Annotated in this window: 13 protein-coding genes; 10 read left to right on the top strand and 3 right to left on the bottom strand. The window is 46.4% G+C overall.

Features of this window, described 5'->3' with window-relative positions; translation table 11 throughout:
* Complete coding sequence (locus AC4IE7_RS01825; RefSeq protein ID WP_490775092.1) at positions 1-2,166, bottom strand: TonB-dependent receptor; 2,166 nt, start codon at positions 2,164-2,166, stop codon at positions 1-3.
* 591 nt (positions 2,167-2,757) lie between these two features.
* On the opposite strand from AC4IE7_RS01825, the gene AC4IE7_RS01830 reads away from it, so the two are divergent.
* The 10 genes from AC4IE7_RS01830 to AC4IE7_RS01875 all read left to right on the top strand — a co-directional run bounded on the left by AC4IE7_RS01830 (position 2,758) and on the right by AC4IE7_RS01875 (position 15,813).
* Complete coding sequence (locus AC4IE7_RS01830; RefSeq protein WP_490775093.1) at positions 2,758-5,577, top strand: hypothetical protein; 2,820 nt, start codon at positions 2,758-2,760, stop codon at positions 5,575-5,577.
* Positions 5,578-5,595: 18 nt separating this feature from the next.
* A complete protein-coding gene (locus AC4IE7_RS01835; RefSeq protein WP_490775094.1) occupies positions 5,596-5,814 on the top strand; it encodes a hypothetical protein in 219 nt (72 codons plus the stop codon).
* Positions 5,807-7,063 (top strand): hypothetical protein, encoded by a 1,257-nt coding sequence (locus AC4IE7_RS01840; RefSeq protein ID WP_490775095.1) that lies wholly within the window; start codon positions 5,807-5,809, stop codon positions 7,061-7,063. The genes AC4IE7_RS01835 and AC4IE7_RS01840 overlap by 8 nt, the downstream gene beginning before the upstream one ends.
* Positions 7,060-7,662: a hypothetical protein gene (locus AC4IE7_RS01845; RefSeq protein ID WP_490775096.1), complete on the top strand. Its 603-nt coding sequence runs from the start codon at positions 7,060-7,062 to the stop codon at positions 7,660-7,662. The genes AC4IE7_RS01840 and AC4IE7_RS01845 overlap by 4 nt, the downstream gene beginning before the upstream one ends.
* Positions 7,659-8,642 (top strand): hypothetical protein, encoded by a 984-nt coding sequence (locus tag AC4IE7_RS01850; protein ID WP_490775097.1) that lies wholly within the window; start codon positions 7,659-7,661, stop codon positions 8,640-8,642. Before AC4IE7_RS01845 ends, AC4IE7_RS01850 begins: the two co-directional genes overlap by 4 nt.
* The gene (locus AC4IE7_RS01855; protein ID WP_490775098.1) at positions 8,639-9,526 is read left to right on the top strand and encodes a hypothetical protein; all 888 of its coding nucleotides are present in this window, start codon (positions 8,639-8,641) and stop codon (positions 9,524-9,526) included. The genes AC4IE7_RS01850 and AC4IE7_RS01855 overlap by 4 nt, the downstream gene beginning before the upstream one ends.
* A 2-nt stretch (positions 9,527-9,528) precedes the next feature.
* The gene (locus AC4IE7_RS01860; RefSeq protein WP_490775099.1) at positions 9,529-11,799 is read left to right on the top strand and encodes a 4Fe-4S binding protein; all 2,271 of its coding nucleotides are present in this window, start codon (positions 9,529-9,531) and stop codon (positions 11,797-11,799) included.
* A 33-nt stretch (positions 11,800-11,832) separates the two neighbouring features.
* A complete protein-coding gene (locus tag AC4IE7_RS01865; RefSeq protein WP_490775100.1) occupies positions 11,833-12,567 on the top strand; it encodes a hypothetical protein in 735 nt (244 codons plus the stop codon).
* Complete coding sequence (locus tag AC4IE7_RS01870) at positions 12,564-14,948, top strand: NHL repeat-containing protein (protein WP_490775101.1); 2,385 nt, start codon at positions 12,564-12,566, stop codon at positions 14,946-14,948. Before AC4IE7_RS01865 ends, AC4IE7_RS01870 begins: the two co-directional genes overlap by 4 nt.
* Before the next feature lie 259 nt (positions 14,949-15,207).
* Positions 15,208-15,813, top strand: a complete 606-nt coding sequence (locus tag AC4IE7_RS01875) for an NUDIX domain-containing protein (RefSeq protein WP_490775102.1) — start codon at positions 15,208-15,210, stop codon at positions 15,811-15,813.
* A gap of 199 nt (positions 15,814-16,012) precedes the next feature.
* Here AC4IE7_RS01875 and AC4IE7_RS01880 read toward each other — a convergent pair whose 3' ends face one another.
* Positions 16,013-16,966, bottom strand: a complete 954-nt coding sequence (locus tag AC4IE7_RS01880) for a GNAT family N-acetyltransferase (RefSeq protein WP_490775103.1) — start codon at positions 16,964-16,966, stop codon at positions 16,013-16,015.
* Positions 16,959-18,131 carry a JmjC domain-containing protein gene (locus AC4IE7_RS01885; protein WP_490775104.1) on the bottom strand — a complete coding sequence of 391 codons (1,173 nt, stop codon included), beginning with the start codon at positions 18,129-18,131 and terminating at the stop codon, positions 16,959-16,961. The genes AC4IE7_RS01880 and AC4IE7_RS01885 overlap by 8 nt, the downstream gene beginning before the upstream one ends.
* Positions 18,132-18,356: the final 225 nt, after the last annotated feature.

Raw genomic sequence — 18,356 nt, forward strand, 5'->3', positions numbered from 1 at the left:
TTAGAATAGATAGGTATAGCTCAACATGGCGCTACGGGGCGAACCTGCAGAGTAGGTCTTATCACCACTGGTACTTTTCTTCACTTCAGTGGCGTAATACTTATCGAACAGATTCTCGACATTAAGTGACAGGTTGTGAGCGCCGGTCTGATAACTGAGCAGCAGGTTGGTTAAGAACTCATAGCCATTATATTTTTCAGTATTGGCGTTATCGAGGTAATAACTGCCCCAGCTATTACTGCGGAGCACGGCTTTGATACCCAGTGGATGGCTGTAACCTACTCCCAGTCCATACTGCTGACGAGGAACATAGGGCAGTTGATTACCGGAACGGTCAACAGGGGTTTGAGTTCGACCAGTGCGCACTAACTCTTCGAAATCGGAAAAGGTATAGTCGCTATAGGCAAAGCTGCCTTCAAGCCAGATGCGTGGGGTGATGTCATAGCGTCCACTCAGTTCTATACCTTTCTTTAAGGTTTCACCGGCATTCTGAAACTCAGTGGTGAGATCTTCATCGAGGACTGAGACAATCTCATCACTGACTGTGGTGCGATAGATTGAGAGATCGAATGACCAATCCTGTTCGCGACCCTTTAAACCAATCTCTACATTACGTGCGGTGGCAGCATCCAGTTTTGGATTGCTCTGTATCTCTGATTCAGAAGGAACCTGCCCTGACTGTGCAACTACGCCATAGATATTCATAAGTTTGTTAAGTTCGTAAGTCAGCCCCAACTTGGGTGAGAAGAGATTGAATGTTTTATCAGTCTTGGTGTATTCCGGTGAATCGAAGTAGGTATAGGTGCCAGCAGAGTAGCTGTATTCACCATAGGCGGTGTTATCGATATCAAAATTGTTTCGGTCGTAGCGAAAGCCGATATCCAATGTGGCTTTGTCTGTTGGACGTAACGTCTCCTGTATGAAGAAGCCATATAGGGTATTAGTTGCATCCTCCTCCTCAAGCAGCTCTCCGGCTTCATCAGAGTTGGTATGTAAAATAGTCTCAGGGCCCATCGGATTCCAGGCCGGGGGTGGCGATGTCTCCACATCGGCATAGGTATATTTTTTGGAATCCTCAGTGTTATCACGTCGAGCAGTTATGCCTGCGACCAGGGTGCTCTCCCCCCAGAGTTGATGCGCGTAGGCAAGTTCAAGGTCAGTGCCTACTACAGTCGTGCCTGGGTTGTCGTTGATTGCGCCGGTTACCGGGTGGTAGTGGTCCCATTGATTGGCATAGATACGGGGTTTGATGGTGAGATTCTCTAACTCCTGTTCATAGCGGGAGTTGAAGAACCAAATCGTTGAATAGCGACCACTATGTTGCCAGGGGCTACTGCTAGTGTCCTTCTGTTCGCCGGTGTCAAGATAGCGTTCAAACTCAACTTCATCCATGCTGCCTGGCAGCTGTACATCAGCTTCGTGATAACTGATTTCTGATTCGAGAGTGCCGCCGTTATCAAGCAGATAGCCGTGTTTGACAGCAAGTTGTTTGGACTCGAACTCATTCCAGTCACGCCAGTCGTTGTCTGACTTTCTATATGAAGCCGTTACTGAAACAGCATTGCTGTCGTTGATATCACCGGCAAGACGACCGTGCAGGTTTTGCTGTCCGAATTCACCTACACCCAGCTTGAAGCGGTTACTGTCTGTGTCAAACACAGATTTTGAGATGATTTGTATGGTACCGCCGGCGGAACCTGCACCGAAGAGCGAACCTGGGCCTTTGGTGATTTCGATTCGTTCGATGTCCTGAGTATCGATAAAGTCGAAGCGTGAGAAACTGTCAGGATCAGTCATCGGCACACCATCTCTGATGACCATGATTTCACGCACGCCGTAGTTGGCTTTTTGGCCGGCCCCTCTAATAATCAAACGCGTGTCATAGGCCGAGTTTTTGGAGTTAATAAGCACACCAGGGGTACCCTGGATGGCGTCTTTGATGTTGAACATCTTCTCGCTTTCAATGCGTTCAGAGTCGATAACTTCAATAGAGCCAGCTACCTCTTTGGTTTTACGCTCTACCCGTGAGGCGGTAACACTGATGACATCGAATTCTTCTTCAGAAACAGCTTTCTCTGCTTCTTCAGCAAATGTCGGAGAGAGGCAGTAGATTGAGAGAAAAGGGAGGAGGGGGAGATTTAATTTATAGTTTATCGAGGTCTTCATACGACTCTATCTGCTAATTAGGGTTTAAAAAAGTTGTCACACTAAATCCTGATGGACGAGCCAGCTCTCATTCCCTAAGAAGTAACAGGATCAAATCATTGCAGGAAGTGAGGCCAACGTAGTGCCGAGGCATCGATATCCAGAAGACAATCTGTGGCTCTCTAGTTTGCAATTAATCCATCCCTGGCTGTTTGATCCTGAATCAGTATTCAGCTTGCTGCGTATCCATTGGCAGACGCCCTGTTAATAAGCAAATATGAGGCCAATGGTTAACTTGTTGAATTATTAGAAGTAATCATGTGACTAATATAAATCAAAATGCGCCATATAACGCAAGGTGGGCGATATGACCTACTTTATTTTTTTCAGAAGTAGGTTATATCCCTGAGAGGTGGGTTATTTAACGCCAAAAACCAAGTTGCAAATGGATGAAAGAAATATGTAATTGATTGTAATAATTGATGATCCTGTATATGGCACGAATGATGCTGATGGTGAGTACTGATTAAATCTAGTGATCCGACTGAGTGTTGCCTAATTTACACCACGGCCTACTAGCTAATAAGAAAAACCAATGAAGGGAGATTATTGATGTTTCGATTTAAAAGCCGGATAGTGCAGACAGCTTTTGGGGTACTTTTACTCAGTTTGCATATGACTTGTACATCGGCAGGTGTATTGGATGAAACAGTTGCTCATCCTCAAATACCTCTATTAACAGAGGATGGCGAGCATGTACTAGGTAGTGGAATGCCTTATAGCCCAAAGGCGAGTTGTGCAGGTAGTGGTTGCCACGACTACGACAAGATCACCCATGCTTACCACATCGAGCAGGGCAGGGATGAAGCCAGAGACGATTTCGGTGAGGATCACGGACTGCCACACCTTGTTTCGCCAGGTTATTTTGGTGGATACAACTGCATGGGTAGCAATAATTCATACTATTTGGCTAAAAAAGAGAATGCTTCCATTGATGCATTTTCCGATAAGGGTGCACCTGATTTGGTTAAGAATTGCCAAGGGTGCCATTCAGGTGGCGGCTGGATGGAATTGGATCGCGATGGTAGAAGATATGATCATGTAGATCCTGCTACCGTTGATCATCTTGATGGAGATTACTACAGTCGCAGTGTCAATGAAGATGGGGAGCCTACTGTAGAATTATGGGATTGGCAATCGAGTGGTGTTGTGGAAAACGATTGCCTGATCTGTCATGTAAACTTTTCAGAGATGGTCTCTCATGATTCAAGACTTTCTACTGAAACCGCTGCATCATCACATGCTTCCACTCTGCGTAGGAGCCTGATCAGTTCAGGGGCGTTTCGCTATGGGGCCACTGCAATGCTTGAGTTTATGAATCTCAACATGAGTGGTGACAGTGAACAGGATCAGTCACTGGTCAGTTTTGTACGAAATGATGACGATAGTGATGGCGTTGTTGGGGTCTCTGATTTCGATTTGAACGATAGTGGGCTTCCGATTGTTGAATGGAACGCTGATGCATTTAACGAGCAGGGTCTTGTGACCCTGCCGATGGTTCGCTATCCCGGTAATGACAACTGTATGAAGTGTCATCGCACCTCTAATTCAAGACGTGGCTTTTACGGCTTTGGCGAGGGGGCTGATGCAATATTCGATGAAGATGGTCTTCAGGTTCGGGATTACCAGGATGACGTGCATAAGGGACAAGTCTGGACAGAAGCTAATGGCGAACAGCGAAATATCGAAAACTGTAATGCCTGTCATAGTAGAAATTACTTTAACAAGAGTTTTGGCTATCAAGCGGACCTGGATGCCGATCATAATTTCCTGAAGGGCAATTCTGATATGGATATTGCAAATGACAAAGACTACGAACCACCAGCGAAGTCCTGTGTCTACTGTCATGAACAAGCCGAAACGCCCGCGATCCCATCTGGTCATGAGGATATGTTGAGTGCGCACCGTGAGCGTTGGAAGCTGGCAGGTGATATGGCTGGTTACACGGAGGATTCTCTGAATCGTATCACTGAGACACATCTGGACGTTCTAGCCTGCGAAACCTGTCATATCACTGACAAAGCCTCTCGTGGAACACCGATGCAGATCATGTATCGCTATGCAGCCACCGAAGACGGCACTTTGAAGATTAAGCCCTACAACGCAAGATATCGTGCACTGTGGAGAGATAGAAACAATAACCACGTTCTCAATCAGACAGAACGCAACAGCGTTTTTAAAATGGAGACGGATAGTGAGGGCAACCGAGTTGGTTATTTGATCGATCCAGTATCCGGTGAGACTCTGGGCGACGTTGCAGTGAGAATGTCCCATGGAAGTTGGCGTTTTACCGATCCAGACGATTACGCGGGCATTGTGGCACAGAAGGGTGCCTACGACTCCCTGCTTAGATCCAAAGGCTTTGAGAATCCTAACGCTGTGTTGGTTTGGGGAGCATCAAACTTCTATATCCTTTCACACAATACACGTCCTGCAACTGAATCTGTTCAGTGTGAGGAGTGTCATGAAAAGACATCTCGTGGAGCCTTTAGTTCGTTGGTTTCGACGTCTGGTGTATTTGGCGCTTCTAACAGTAAAACGGTAGTGGAACTTCCAGATAAACGTCTCATCGACGAAGGTATTGTCGAAATGGCCTTTCCTTCAATGAAAGTTGATGATGAAGGAACTATTACTGAGAATGTTGAAGACCTGCTCTACTACACAGCCTTGAATCCCTCGTTATCTATCTTGGGATCGGCAAATGTACCTGTCTTTGCTGGTTACATGATTGAGTCGGAAGCGGAGTCAGGACTATCTAGCCTGGGTCTTGCAAATGATGAGGTTTCATTACTTAGAGGCATGATGTCATCGTCCAGTTCCATCTATGCATTCAAACCCCGTTATGGAGATCCGATGGTTCAGGATACTGCGATAATGACTGACAAGAATGGTCAGGCTGAAGCGGTGATGGTGAGTTATCGGTTTCAGATTCGGGTAGAAGATGGCGCATCTGTTGAGGCAGCAAGTCAGGCTGGACGCATGAATCTATCACAGGTTTATAAGATTGAAGCCAAGAATGCGGATGGTCAATCTGTAGAACAGTTTCCTGGTACACCACTGTTCATCAAACTTCCCTGGACCGGTAGTAATCGTGACGCCCTAACAGTGATCTCATCTGAAACTGGTGAGAGTTGGAGTGATCTACAGTCTGACCAGATTGTCATAGCACAACCGGCAACTTCAGATGAAGATGGATATGTGGTAATCAGAACAGACCACCTGAGCTTTTTTGCCGTAGCTGAAAAGAGTGAAAGTGATTCGGCTGGAGATAGTGGTAGTGATAGCAGCAGTAGTGGAGGTGGTGGTGGCGCTTTGCTACTCCTGCCATTTATATTGCTTGGGTTCCGGTTGTTGAGAAGAAAGGCTAGCTAACGACACTCAACCAATCTCATGGAAAGTAAACCTAAGCGCATCTCAGCGCTGTTGCCGTGGACTGCTGGTGCTGGGTTCGCAACCGGGCATATGATGCTGACGTCACAATGTACCATTGTGACGCTCGGCATCTGTACCGGTTGTGCCGGTTGTGCAGTCGCTTTGGTATCACTGGTTGGCTGGGGGGCATTCAAGGAAAAGTCCCCTAAAAAGATGATTCAAGGTAGAGATGAATAGATCGACAATCTATGCGATTGTCTGCAACCTCCTGCTTATACCGATCGTAACAGATACTAGGGCGGGGATATCTGGAGACACTGAACTCCGGTTGCAGGTGGATAACACTCACTTTGGCGAGACAGAGACCTCCCTTGAGCAATGGAGTGCAATCTACTACAAAGATCTCTCCACTGGTCTTGATATGGGGGTTCAGTTCGCTGTTGAAGCTAGAGAAGCTAATACATCGGGTCAACTTTATCAGTGCTATATCCGCAGTGATGGCAAGGGTGAACGACCGGATCTTACTCTTGGCCGCTTTGAAATAATCGAGAATGGCGGATTCAATACCCTTGATGGTATTTCAATCTCTCAACAGTTATCTGCTATCGACTGGAGAGTCTATGGAGGAAAGCCAAGACGCATCGAAGGCTATTGGGAGGAGGATGCTGACCTGCTTATTGGGCTGTCATCTAACTACGATCTGTTATCTCTGGTTCAGACCAAACAGTTTAAACAGCTGAACTTTAATTTTGGTTTGGAACGGCGTTGGGCTCATAGTCAACAGATGGATCTCCATTTGAGCCTTACGGGTGTACGACCTGAGCTGGATGAGGATTTACAGTTAAACGATTTCCATCTGGCAGCAGATATGAATCTGGATGATCAAAGCCTGCAACGAGTGGTGGTTGATAGCCACTATGACCTAAAAACTCAGGGCTATCTCAGGTTGGGCTATCGATACTACAGGCCGAACGAAGAGCCTGAAACTTTTCGTGATCGTTATCACGGCTTTTTCAGTATGGAACGGCAATCGATTCTGAAAGGGGTCTGGCACTTGCCGAAGCGCGCTGGTCTGGAAACCAATTTTGAGTTAAACGGCAGCAGGCAAGAGCAGGGGAATGGTGGGTTTGGTTTGGCAACAGAGCTGATCTATTTCACCCGTTTTGGTCCCGTAATTGATGGCAGAGTTGACTACATGGAATCAGATGACGATTACGCAACCTCAATCTATCTGCGATATCGACAGCCAATAACTTCCATGTCAACTGTTGAACTGGAGAGTGTCTATCAAAAAAAACAGACACGCCTTTCTGGAGATAACAATTTAAAAGGTCTCTCATTTTCACTGGCTCATAAGGTTTTATCCCAATTGAGACTTGATTTAAGTGGTGAGTGGCTGGATCACTCAACACGGGATGATGAGTATAGACTCGGACTATCGCTCCGGTATGACTTCTATCAAACCAATGTGGGAGAGTTGCCATGAGGTTGATTTTGGCACTGCTCATATTAGCGGCTTGTAGCCAGGTTTTTGCGGAAGATATGGTTGATAAAGCAGAAGAGAAAACCTGGTGGGAAAAACGCCACCAAAGATCTGATATCTATTTTCCTCATAATGCACATATGGAAGTCATGTCGCAAAGTAAGGATGTCTGCATGGCATGCCACCCATTTAACAATAACAAAATCACTGATCTGAAAGTGCTTGAAAATGTGCAGACGATCTATAACGAACCGCTCGAAGCCATCTGCCACTCGTGTCATATGAAAACACGCACTGCACCGTTGGCCTGTGATGTTTGCCATACTGACCCACAAACAATTCGTCCTCCTGATCACCGGGGGGATTACACCTGGTTTCATACTGAAGCCGCCAGGATTGATGAACAAGCCTGCCGAGAGTGTCACATAGACTTGAACTTTTGCACCGATTGTCATTTCCGGCGCAACGCTTCAAATCGCATGCTTCATCCACTGGGCTATCGGGATCGGCACGGCCTTGACGCCAGAATCAACCCCTCTGATTGTGCCGGTTGTCACCAATCTGGCTATTGCAGTGAATGCCATGCAGGGAGTGCACGATGAAAAGCTGGCTAATTATATTGTTCTCACTCTTTTTATTTGGCTGTGGAGGTGAAGATCAATCTGAGATGAATGCCTCTAAGCCCGGTGGTCTACTGCTGGATCAGAGTCATGGTGACAACGGTCTCGCCTGGGGATTGGAAGGTTGTGATGGCTGTCATGCCATGACCGTCATTCACCAGGAAACCTCTGACATCATCAAAGATATGGTGAGAGATAAAGGTTACGAGAGTTGCACTGGATGTCATGGGGACAATGGCTCGTCCCAACCCCGTGAATGCCTGATTTGTCATAATGGTGAAGACCTTCCAAGTGCACCCTATCTTGATGGGAACCATGCACATGTTTTCACTCCGCGACCAGAAGGCGGCATGGGCGATGAAGATTGCCTGGTGTGTCACGAACACTCAGATATGAATGGTGAGTTTGACCTCAATCTCGATCTGACCAAGTTTAATGATGTTACCGCTCAACCCTCAGACTATCGTGTAGAGGCCGACTTCTGTCTGCGTTGCCATAATCGCGATCATCAACAGATCGGGTTTGAGATCGAAGGTGAAAGTTTTACTGATCCATTGATTGCTCTAGAAGATGACTATCAGCATATCGATTACCACGGCTGGCGGGATGGGTCGGGGGAGCGGACCTACAACGGACTGCGTGGGGAGTATCACTATCCCCAGGTTGTCGATTGCAGCGATTGTCATGCTTTACATGGTACAAGTAATGAAAAACTGATCATCGATAACACCTTGAAGGGTGGCCGGCTGCTTTCGGAATCTCCTTTTCTGGAAGAGGTTTTTTTAATCGAAGTGAGTGAGCAGGGTGACTATTCACAGCTTTGTGTTATATGCCATGCAATGCAGTTTGAGGTTGATGAAGGTGGATTGAATACCGGTAATGGACTGAGTGGTGTTCATCTGGTTGGTGATGATTGCAGACCCTGCCATACCCATGGTGAGGCTTCGCAGGCAGGCTTATGAAGTATTTAGTTTATCTGTTCCTGTTTGTTTTCGTGAGTTGCTTTAGCAGTCTGGTCTTTGGTGATGAGCCATATGATTTACCTCCATTACACCATCCTGTGGAGATTCCAATCCCTGTTGATATGACATTACCTAGTGAGTTTGCATTAGGGGATCAAAAAGAGTTGGTTTGCGATACCTGTCATGGCATTGAAAACCTTGAGGAGATACCGCTGGATGAAGTCGACATTGATGAGCACAATTTTCTACATTTAGGGCCCTATCCGGATCTCACTGACTTTTGTTACCACTGCCATGAGAAACAAGAACACGAGCGCTACAATCTGCACCTGATGATAGATAAGCAAGGTGAGATTATTGATTCAGGCTGTATCTACTGTCACACCGAGACGCCTGATCCTACTATTACGGATCAAGCCAACGAAATGGAATTTCGTTTATCTAAAGAAAAACTCTGCTATGGGTGCCATTTGAAAACACCCCATCTGAATGCTCTTGTACATATGAGAGAGCCTGAAGAAGAACTTCTTGAGCTAAAACATCTCGCAGAAAAAAAACACGACGTTAATCTCCCGCTTGATGAAGAGGGTCAAATAGCTTGCATAACTTGTCATTCTCCTCATCAGGCTGGCGTTATCGATCCTGATACGCCCGCGGGTCGGGTGGTGGAAGAGAACCCTGTTGATGAAGGGATCTTATACAAACGCACTGCGTGGAGTAGGGTGTTTTCAGAAGATAAGGCAAAACGATTACAAGAGTGGAAGGCTGAACAGAAGAGTAAATTTACACTATCTGAGTATCAGCGTGTTGAGAAGGAGATACTGCTCAGGCTGCCTGCAAAGGATGGAACACTCTGCCTCTCCTGCCATGAATTCGAGGATTAGAAGTGTCATCGCCTGGTTATAAAGAACAATTAAAAACTTTTATTCGTAGTCGCTGGTTTCGATACGCAACCATTTCAGTGATGACGCTACTGCTTTTTTCACCCCTATTGCTTATTCCCCGGATTTTTGAGCAGAGTGATCTGTGTGGCGGTATGTGCATGAGACGCTTTTTTCTGTTGTTTCCAGGTATGGGATGGGATGATTTTTCCCGCCAACTTGAAACTGCTGCGATTGGGGTCGGTATCCTGCTCACTATTTTGACGGTGACTTTCTTTTTTGGACGGCTTTGGTGTGGCTATCTCTGCCCCATGGGTGGTTTTCCTGAAATGGTCAGTAAACTATTTCATGATCGCTGGAAAATCGACTATCGTTCACTGCCTCAGGTGCCGATCCGGTACGGTTACTTCATCACCTATCTTATTCTGCTGCCGGCACTAGGGTTCAGTGCCTGTACGCTTTGCAACTTCATTACTTTACCGAGACTCTTCGAAGCCTTTAGTGGCGATCTTCGGGGTATTGCCTATCTTATCTCCACCATTGGTGCTGTAAATCTGGGCCTACTGGTTTTGCTTGGTTTTTTTGCCAAGTTGGGAAGAGGGTATTGTCAGTTTCTCTGTCCGATTGGTGCAATTGATGGGCTGGTCAACCGGATAGGCGCCAAGTTGCCCTTTGTACGCCGTGTCAGAGTGGAACGCAGTCGCTGCACCGGCTGCAGGGAGTGTGCTGAGGTCTGTATTTGTGGTGCAGTGCGGATGGTCGACAGAGTTGCAGTGGTTGATCAGTTCTCCTGTATGTCCTGTCGTGAGTGTATTGTCACTTGTGAATGGGGGGCGATAGATTGGTTACCTATGCCTTCGCACAAGATGCCAAAAAGGCTCAAGAAAGGCGTTGAGGTTGCCCCCCCTCCGGTTTGGACTGCCGTAACCCCCGGTATCGAAAAAACGGTTAAACAGAACAAACGCAGGCGTTGGATATTTGCTGGACTACTCTCAGGTATTGCCCTGCTATGGTTCAATCTGGATGAAGCTAAGGCTGCTGAACGCCAATCGGATCCGGATGGTTGTCTGGTGTGTCATGCGGCAGAAGGGCTCGCCTATGTGGGTGAAAACGGGGTTATTCGCAACGCATCAATCAATTCTGATCACTATTTCTCCTCCATACATGGCAATGTGCCATGCAGGGATTGTCACAGAAAAATCCGTGAATATCCCCACAAACCTAAGAATGGTGAGGTTGATTGTGCAGCGTCCTGCCATCTTGAAGAGCCATCCCAGGGCGTCGCATACAGCCACGAACCCATTGCCAAGGAGTTTGTCGAGTCTATTCATGGAAAAGGTGCGGTCGATGGTCTGACTGCTGCCAACCGCTGGGATGAGAGTCGTAACGACCACCCCCCATCATGTCGTCGATGTCACACAAACACACTCTATATATCATTGGATAAGCGAGAGATGTTTAAGGAAATATTTGATCACGAAGAGGAGGTGTGTGGAAACTGTCATCAGGGAGAGGTCTGGAATGGACAGATGGGTGGGCATATTCTGCGTCGTCTGCTTGGTGTTCGTTGGACCAAGCAGGAAGAGGTGGGGATGTGTAATGATTGCCATCTTGATCGTGAAGCAATGGCTAAGACTGAGCGCGCAGATGATGCTTCAACACATGAAAAAAAACCAAGTGATAGCCATTTTGTTCATGCTTCAGAAAGCTATGACATGACCCTCCATGGACGGTTGGTAGAGGAGGGGAACAGTGATGGTGTCTCCTGTAATGAGTGTCATGCACCCTCAGGATTTCATCATGGCATACTGCCTACCGAGCACCCTGAATCTGCTGTTAATCCAGAGCAATTGCCAGAACTCTGTGGATCATCTGGATGTCACGGATATGTTGAGAATCCCCTTAATGATGATTTTCTGGTCAGTGATATGCATGATCTCGATTGGGTACCTGGGTACTTTATGAACTACTCCCTGGTTGAGTTATGGCAGGAATCACAGTGGCATAAGGCCTTGTTCTTTCTTGCTCCACTGACAATCTTATTCATTTCGGCTGGTGTTATCTGGTCAATATTTGCTGGTTCCAAATCAGATGCCTTGCCGATCCTTGGTGGTAAGAGATTTGAAAAAGTGTTTCTGGCTAGAAAAAAACGTCCGAAAAAAACTAATTCAAAAACAGATCAGGTTTCTAAATATCGAATATTCAAACGAAGTGAAAACCGACGCTGGGGTGAACAGCTGAAACGGCTCTATAGAAAAAAAGAGAATAACTCATGAAAGCAGTAATCAACTAGTTAACGAGAAGAAGAGATGAAATTATTTACCCGGCTTGTAGCATTGATAGCGCTGATGTTTATTACAGGCTATACACATGCAGAGTCACTCTATATTTCTCAGATGAAGCAGGCTCACTGGGATAGTCAGGCCTTCGATAAGCGTGTCGAGAAGTTAAAAAAGCATAAACAGATAGAGTTCGCTGAACCACTCAAGATATCACCCTTCCATTTTCAGAATACGCCGAATAATGATGTCCAAAGGGATTTTTGTGTTACTTGCCATACAAATCTTCCACACAGGGAGAGTGAAAGATACCGCAGCTATTTAAATATGCATGTAAACTTCCTCGCTTGCACCAGTTGCCATTTCAATCCAGAAAATATAGATCTTGAATATCGTTGGTATGAATGGTCATCAGACTCAACATCTAATCTGCAATCAAATACAAAACAAATTTTGCCATTTTATCAGCAGAGGGCCGAGACTTTTTCAAAAGATCATCCGGAAATATCAGCCCTTTTAAAAGAATGGGAAGCGGGTGATCTGGAAAAAAGAGCAGAGCTACACCTTAAAATTCATTTTCCTGTAGATTCGGAAGGATCGCTGTGTGGTACATGTCATACTGAGGATAATCCTACACTCGACTACGTCAAACTTGGGTTCAGTGAAGAGGAGATAGAGCTGATCACCAAGAACCGTATTTCCAGGTTTCTAAACGACGAAGCGTTCAAGGATAAGCCGATCAAGCTGATGGATCTGCTGCAATGAAGCTGGTTAGTCAATTTGTTGCTTTAGCCAATAGTTTGGGGATAGTGACGGTATTGCTGGGTTTGTTAGTTGTGTCGTGGGAGGTAGAAGCCACTGTAAACGCCCAATATTTATATGACCTGCAAGCTGAATTCAACTATCCTAGCGCTGTCAAAGTCTCTGATGATGGGGTGGTATATGTCCTTGATGGAGTAAATGGTCGTGTGGTTATGTTTAGTCCTGAGGGAGAGGCTCTAGGTTCTTTTTCCATTCCTGGTGAGGATTCATTAAGCCTGCCAATGGATCTAGCCCTCTATGGTAATGAGGTTGTTGTTGCCGACAGTGGAAATAATCGACTGGTGCTGTTTTCCAGAAAGGGTGATTTCAGTAGAACCATACCCTTACACAAAGGTGAGCAAAAGGTAGAACCCAGTCCGACAGGGCTGACAGTCATTGATGATCTTGTCTATTGGAGTGACCGTGCCAACTCAAGAGTCTGTTCAACTAATATATCGACTGGAGTGCAGGTCAAGTGTTGGGGTGGTTTTGGTACTCAAGAAGGGGAATTTCGCTATCCATTTATGATGGCAACAGATCGGGACAACTATCTCTATGTTGTCGATGTGCTCAATGGACGGATACAGATTTTTAATGAGCGGGGACGCTCATTCGGCGCCGTGGCACGATTTGGCGTAACCGATAAAAGTCTACTGAGACCAAACGGCCTATCTCTTGGTGAGAATGATCAGATGCTGGTAACTGACTCATACACGGGGCGAATTCTACATTTCCGTGGGCGTAGTTTTATTGATATTGTTAAGGATGAGAATGGCGCAGATCTTGTCTTGGACCAACCTGTAGGCATCGCTCAGTGGAATGAGCGGGTTTATATTGTTGAAATGGCAAAACATCGCGTTCGAGTCTTGCAACTATATGAATCAAATGACAACCCAAAACCGGATCAAACGGAAACACACTTTTCAAAACCTACCCGCCAGGATTGTGTAACCTGCCATCTCAGCTGGTCTGAGGATTATCAGGAAGATCTTCTGCAAAGAGGGCCAATGCCTCCTGTTGGTAGTAAAGCGATGTGCATGAGTTGTCACCACGGTGCAGTAATCGACTCTCGCATCACACTTGGTGAGGGGGAGCAGCATCCTGACTACTACCACTCAAAAAAGGATCAGCATTTCGAAAAAATAGATGATCGGGGTGATCCACTGCCTGAACTCTATCCATTTGTTGAAGACAAAATCCCATATTGCGGTACATGCCATACACCTCATCGATTTGATGATGAGGAGACAGGGTTAACCCAGCACAATGAAAATCTATGGATGAGAGACAGCAATAAAGATAGCGATTTTTGTCGGCAGTGTCATGAATCACTGTATGCCGAAGGAGAGGAAAAAGCCCGTGAGTTGGGAATTCACCCAGTTTCAATTGATCTCGATGAGCCGGTTGAGATCAATGGTAGAAAACTGAATCGTCTGAATTGCGAAAGCTGTCATAAGGTTCATGGCGGAGGGGAAAATAGTTCATTACTGGTTGTGTCCAAGGAAGAAGTAGACGCATTATGCGCCGCCTGTCATACCCGTCACCATGCTGAGAGTCTGGAAGAGGCACGAGATAAAGGTGTTCATCCGGTCAATATTGATCTGGATGAACCTGTAACCATTCAAGATCAAGAACTGACCAGAGTAGATTGTTTGAGTTGTCACTCAGTGCATGCCGGTCATAAACAGACCCCAAGTCTGATAGAAAGTATTTCTGATGGGCAGCTATGCGAGAGCTGTCATGAAAATGAAATGTCTGTAGTCAATACAGACCATGACTTACGTGATAGTGCACCCAAGAGTGAAAATTTACTTGAGGAGACACCAAAGCAGGCTGGGTTATGTGGTAGTTGCCACAGTATGCATCGAAACGAAACTGAAGAGCCTATGTTAAGCATCGCTGGTCAGTTACCTGAAGAGAGTGAAAGCTCACATCTTAAACGAGATCGACTCTGCCAGAACTGCCATCATGATGAGGGCATTGGCAAGAAGCGGGTTGTAACTGATTACACACACCCCTATAAGGATCTGGTGATGGTTTCAGATCCAGAGCATATGCCACTCCTTGATTCAGATGAGAATGTCGAAGATGCAGGTCAGATCGCCTGTATTACCTGCCATGATCCGCATGACTGGTCACCCTGGGAGGCTGATAAAGTTGAGTATCATGCTGTGTTAAAAGCAGGGAAAAATAAAGATGATGGCACAACATTGAATAGCTTCCTCAGGCAAAAGTATACCAAAGACGGGTTTTGTGTTGAGTGCCATGGATTGGAAACACGGATTAAATACAAGTATTACCATGATAGAAGAAGTCGCCCGAATCGAGCAGAGTATTTGAAGTAACCGTCCAAATTAACAGCCAGAAATAAGCAGATTCTCCCTCGTTCCCATGCTCCAGCGTAGGAAGGCATATCCAGATCATTTTGCCAATCCACTCAAGAGTCATCATAATCATAATCAGAGTGTCCCCCTATCTTTCTGGGAGAAGGTAAGGATGAGGATGAGGGGATCAAAATAAACAGAGTATTTCTTTTAAACTGCCTCACCCCAACACTCTACCGGAGGGAGAGGTAGCAAAGGGCAGTAATGAAACGACATGGTTATGAAATATCGCTATAAAATCCAGGAAACAACAGAAGTTTTTCGTGGGTTCTTAAAACTAAATCGGTACAAGATCATCCATGATCTCTTTTTAGGAGGTCAATGTGAGCCAATTGTCAGAGAGCGCCTTGAGGATATTGGTGCTGTATCTGTACTGCTCTATGATCCTCAACACGACAAGGTGGTTTTGGTCGAACAGTTCCGGATTGGCGCAGTAGGTTTTGAGAATCCCCCCTGGCTATTGGAAACCATTGGAGGCCTGCAGAGTGATGGGGAGTCGGATGAGTCAGTTGCCAGGCGCGAAGCAATTGAAGAGGCAAATTGTGAAATAGGTCGATTGAAACGAATATGTGAGTTTATGGTCAGTCCAGGCATTTCAGTAGACCGTATTAAACTCTATTGTGGTGAGGTGGACTCAACCTGTGCTGATGGTGTGCATGGATTGGATCATGAGGGAGAGGATATTAAAGTTGTGGTGATGGATGCGGATGAAGCGATTGCTGAGCTTTATCAGGGTAGGGCGAATTCGACCAGCATCATCATTGCACTGCAGTGGTTGGCAATGAACAAAGCGTCACTGAAGGAAGAGTGGGGCCACAAAAGTTGAGAATGAAGTTCTAATCTCTATTAGGGCCTGTTAACACTAATCGAATTGACCCTGTTACCCTTAAAAAAGCGCCAATCAAGGCGCACCCAAAGGGTACTTCCTTACGTGCGCGAAGAGAGAGGTTTGGTCACTTCAAATGAACGACGAGTGGCGCTTTTTTAGGGGCAAGATGCGAGTTCACGAATTGATCAGAGGTTCCCTACAGATGTAACCTCGACAACTCCCGGTCAGGTATGCCATATTCCCAGGCCTCATCGAATTGAGATTGAAGACGTTTGACAAAATAGCGGTTGTTGTAGCGGGCTGTTCCTTTAGCATTTGCTGCTTGTTGCTTATGCAGGTATCCGCAATCATCGACCAGTAGATAATTTTCCTCAATTTCAAGATAGACGTCGGTTGCTTTGCGTATCTCAATAACGGATGGAAGACGTTGTGCGAGTTCTACCAAACGGTGTCCCTGTTGCACTACCAGGGTGTTGTCCTGTAGTAAAATTCGAATACGACTGAATTTGGATCTCATTGCAAGTTGCTTTACAGCATCGTGAAATGGTTCGGTATCATAGATGATCGGGTCAAGATTATAACTGAGTAGACAAAGGGTTCGCTTGGCTTGTCTTACCATCGAGGTTGCATGTATCTGATGATCTTCAGGTTTGGTTAGATTAAACAGCTCATCATCTTTTCCCAGTGTTGCAAGTGCAAGATCTTCTTCATTGTGCTCTTCAGAAAAAGAGAAAATCATCTTACGGTGGGGAATGTCAGCTTCCTGGAATATTTCACCGATAGATACAAAACCAACATTTTTGTAGAAGGATTCTGCACTGGTTTGAGCATGTAAAAAGAGTTGCTCCTGTCCAACTTGACTGGCCCGTTGCAGCAGTTCCATCAAAAGGGCAGTACCAATCCCCTGATTGCGCCATTTTAGCAGTACCGCCATGCGACCGATCTGTCCACTACCCAGGAGACGAGCGGTTCCTATGGGATTTTGTTGGCTATCAAGTGCGATCAGATGATAGGCGATCAGGTCGTCATCATCCCACTCCATACTGACAGGTACACCCTGTTCATGGATGAATACCGGCTCTCTGACCTGACGCAACAGTTCTCGTTCTTCGGGCCATTTGGCCTGACGGATGGTATAGCTGTTATTCATGGCTGAAGACAAAGTGTCCTTCATTGTAGAGCTTGCAGAGCAGGCTCAGATATTCGGGTTGTTCCAACCACTCCTGTAGATAGCCAAAATGGAGCTCCCGGTAGTGGGTGATGACGGGCAGAAACTCACCTGATGTTGTGGGCAGTGTGTAGCTGTTTCCATTGATATAGAGTGTATCCATACCGTCCTGTTCAAAGCGACTGAATGCCATGCGGCTGTAGCTGTTTCTATAGATAATAGCCTGTTCACGGAAACGGTTGAGAAAGGCCTGCTCCTGCAATAACTCCAGGGGTGGATTGACTTGCAGGTGTTCTTTGGATTCCGTTACGAATCGTCCAAACCATCGCTCATCCTGATTGAGCTGATCAAGGCAGGCTTGTAGCTTCTCCTTGAATCCATCAAGTGAGGTGGGGAGGATCTCGGCTGGGGCAATCTGTGGCTTAAGTGGTGGATCACGATAGCGCTCTTTGGGCAGAAGGGGTTCAATCCGGGCTTCAAACCAGGCTGAGGCCATCTCCAGCCAGGTTGGTGCACGAAACCCCACAGAGCAGGTCATCGTCTCGCCCTCTGCTATGCCCCAATGGGCAACATTGGGTGGCAGATAGAGCATGTCTCCCGGTTCCAGTAACCACTCCTGTTCTGTTTTAAACTCTGGCAGGATTCTTAGATCGAGCCCAGGTATGTAGTCCTCTTCATCTACGGGTTGGGTGTGTATCTTCCAGCGCCGACGACCTTTCGCCTGAAACAGGAAAACATCGTAGTCATCTGTGTGTGGACCAACGGAACCCTGGTCTGCTGCATAGCTGATCATGACATCATCCAGACGCCAGTCTGGTAGAAAGCGGAAATAGTCGAGCAGGCTGGCTACTTCAGGCAGGTGTTTGTCCACATCCTGCACCAGCAGTGTCCAGTGACTCTCAGGCAGCTCGGCGAAGATGCTCTCATCAAAAGGGCCGTAACGGGCTTCCCAGGGGGTTGCACCATCTTTTTCGAGCACCATACGCGACTCGATGCCCTCTTCACAGGCCATACCGGCCAACTCATCGGGCTCTATCTGGCACTTGAAATCTGCTAGCGCCTGACGTATCAGCAGGGGCTTTCTTTGCCAATATTCGGCAAGGAATATTTCTCGATTTATTGCTTCGGGGAAGTTGATTGTATGCATAGCACTAGTGTTACTCCCTTTAGACGAGACTCTAAGCCTCCTTTTCTGATATTGGATATTATACTTGTGATTTAGCGTGAGAATCTATGACGAGGTACACTAGTGTGGTGCGTCATATAAACCCTATATTTAGACAAGGCCTATCTCAGTTTGCGTTTAAATCACCTGCCTCGCCCTGCGGGAAGCCACTCAAGCCGCGATTGCGGCGTTGCACCCCTTGGTAAG

It is taken from the genome of Candidatus Thiodiazotropha sp. AKAK3 (assembly GCF_058244645.1).

Bases quoted from the DNA above. Each gene is read 5' to 3' on its own strand.
- AC4IE7_RS01875 (WP_490775102.1), top strand. From the start codon at position 15,208: ATGAAATATCGCTATAAAATCCAGGAAACAACAGAAGTTTTTCGTGGG.
- AC4IE7_RS01845 (WP_490775096.1), top strand. From the start codon at position 7,060: ATGAGGTTGATTTTGGCACTGCTCATATTAGCGGCTTGTAGCCAGGTT.
- AC4IE7_RS01865 (WP_490775100.1), top strand. From the start codon at position 11,833: ATGAAATTATTTACCCGGCTTGTAGCATTGATAGCGCTGATGTTTATT.
- AC4IE7_RS01885 (WP_490775104.1), bottom strand. From the start codon at position 18,131: ATGCATACAATCAACTTCCCCGAAGCAATAAATCGAGAAATATTCCTT.
- AC4IE7_RS01850 (WP_490775097.1), top strand. From the start codon at position 7,659: ATGAAAAGCTGGCTAATTATATTGTTCTCACTCTTTTTATTTGGCTGT.
- AC4IE7_RS01825 (WP_490775092.1), bottom strand. From the start codon at position 2,166: ATGAAGACCTCGATAAACTATAAATTAAATCTCCCCCTCCTCCCTTTT.
- AC4IE7_RS01880 (WP_490775103.1), bottom strand. From the start codon at position 16,966: ATGAATAACAGCTATACCATCCGTCAGGCCAAATGGCCCGAAGAACGA.
- AC4IE7_RS01870 (WP_490775101.1), top strand. From the start codon at position 12,564: ATGAAGCTGGTTAGTCAATTTGTTGCTTTAGCCAATAGTTTGGGGATA.
- AC4IE7_RS01855 (WP_490775098.1), top strand. From the start codon at position 8,639: ATGAAGTATTTAGTTTATCTGTTCCTGTTTGTTTTCGTGAGTTGCTTT.
- AC4IE7_RS01835 (WP_490775094.1), top strand. From the start codon at position 5,596: ATGGAAAGTAAACCTAAGCGCATCTCAGCGCTGTTGCCGTGGACTGCT.
- AC4IE7_RS01830 (WP_490775093.1), top strand. From the start codon at position 2,758: ATGTTTCGATTTAAAAGCCGGATAGTGCAGACAGCTTTTGGGGTACTT.
- AC4IE7_RS01840 (WP_490775095.1), top strand. From the start codon at position 5,807: ATGAATAGATCGACAATCTATGCGATTGTCTGCAACCTCCTGCTTATA.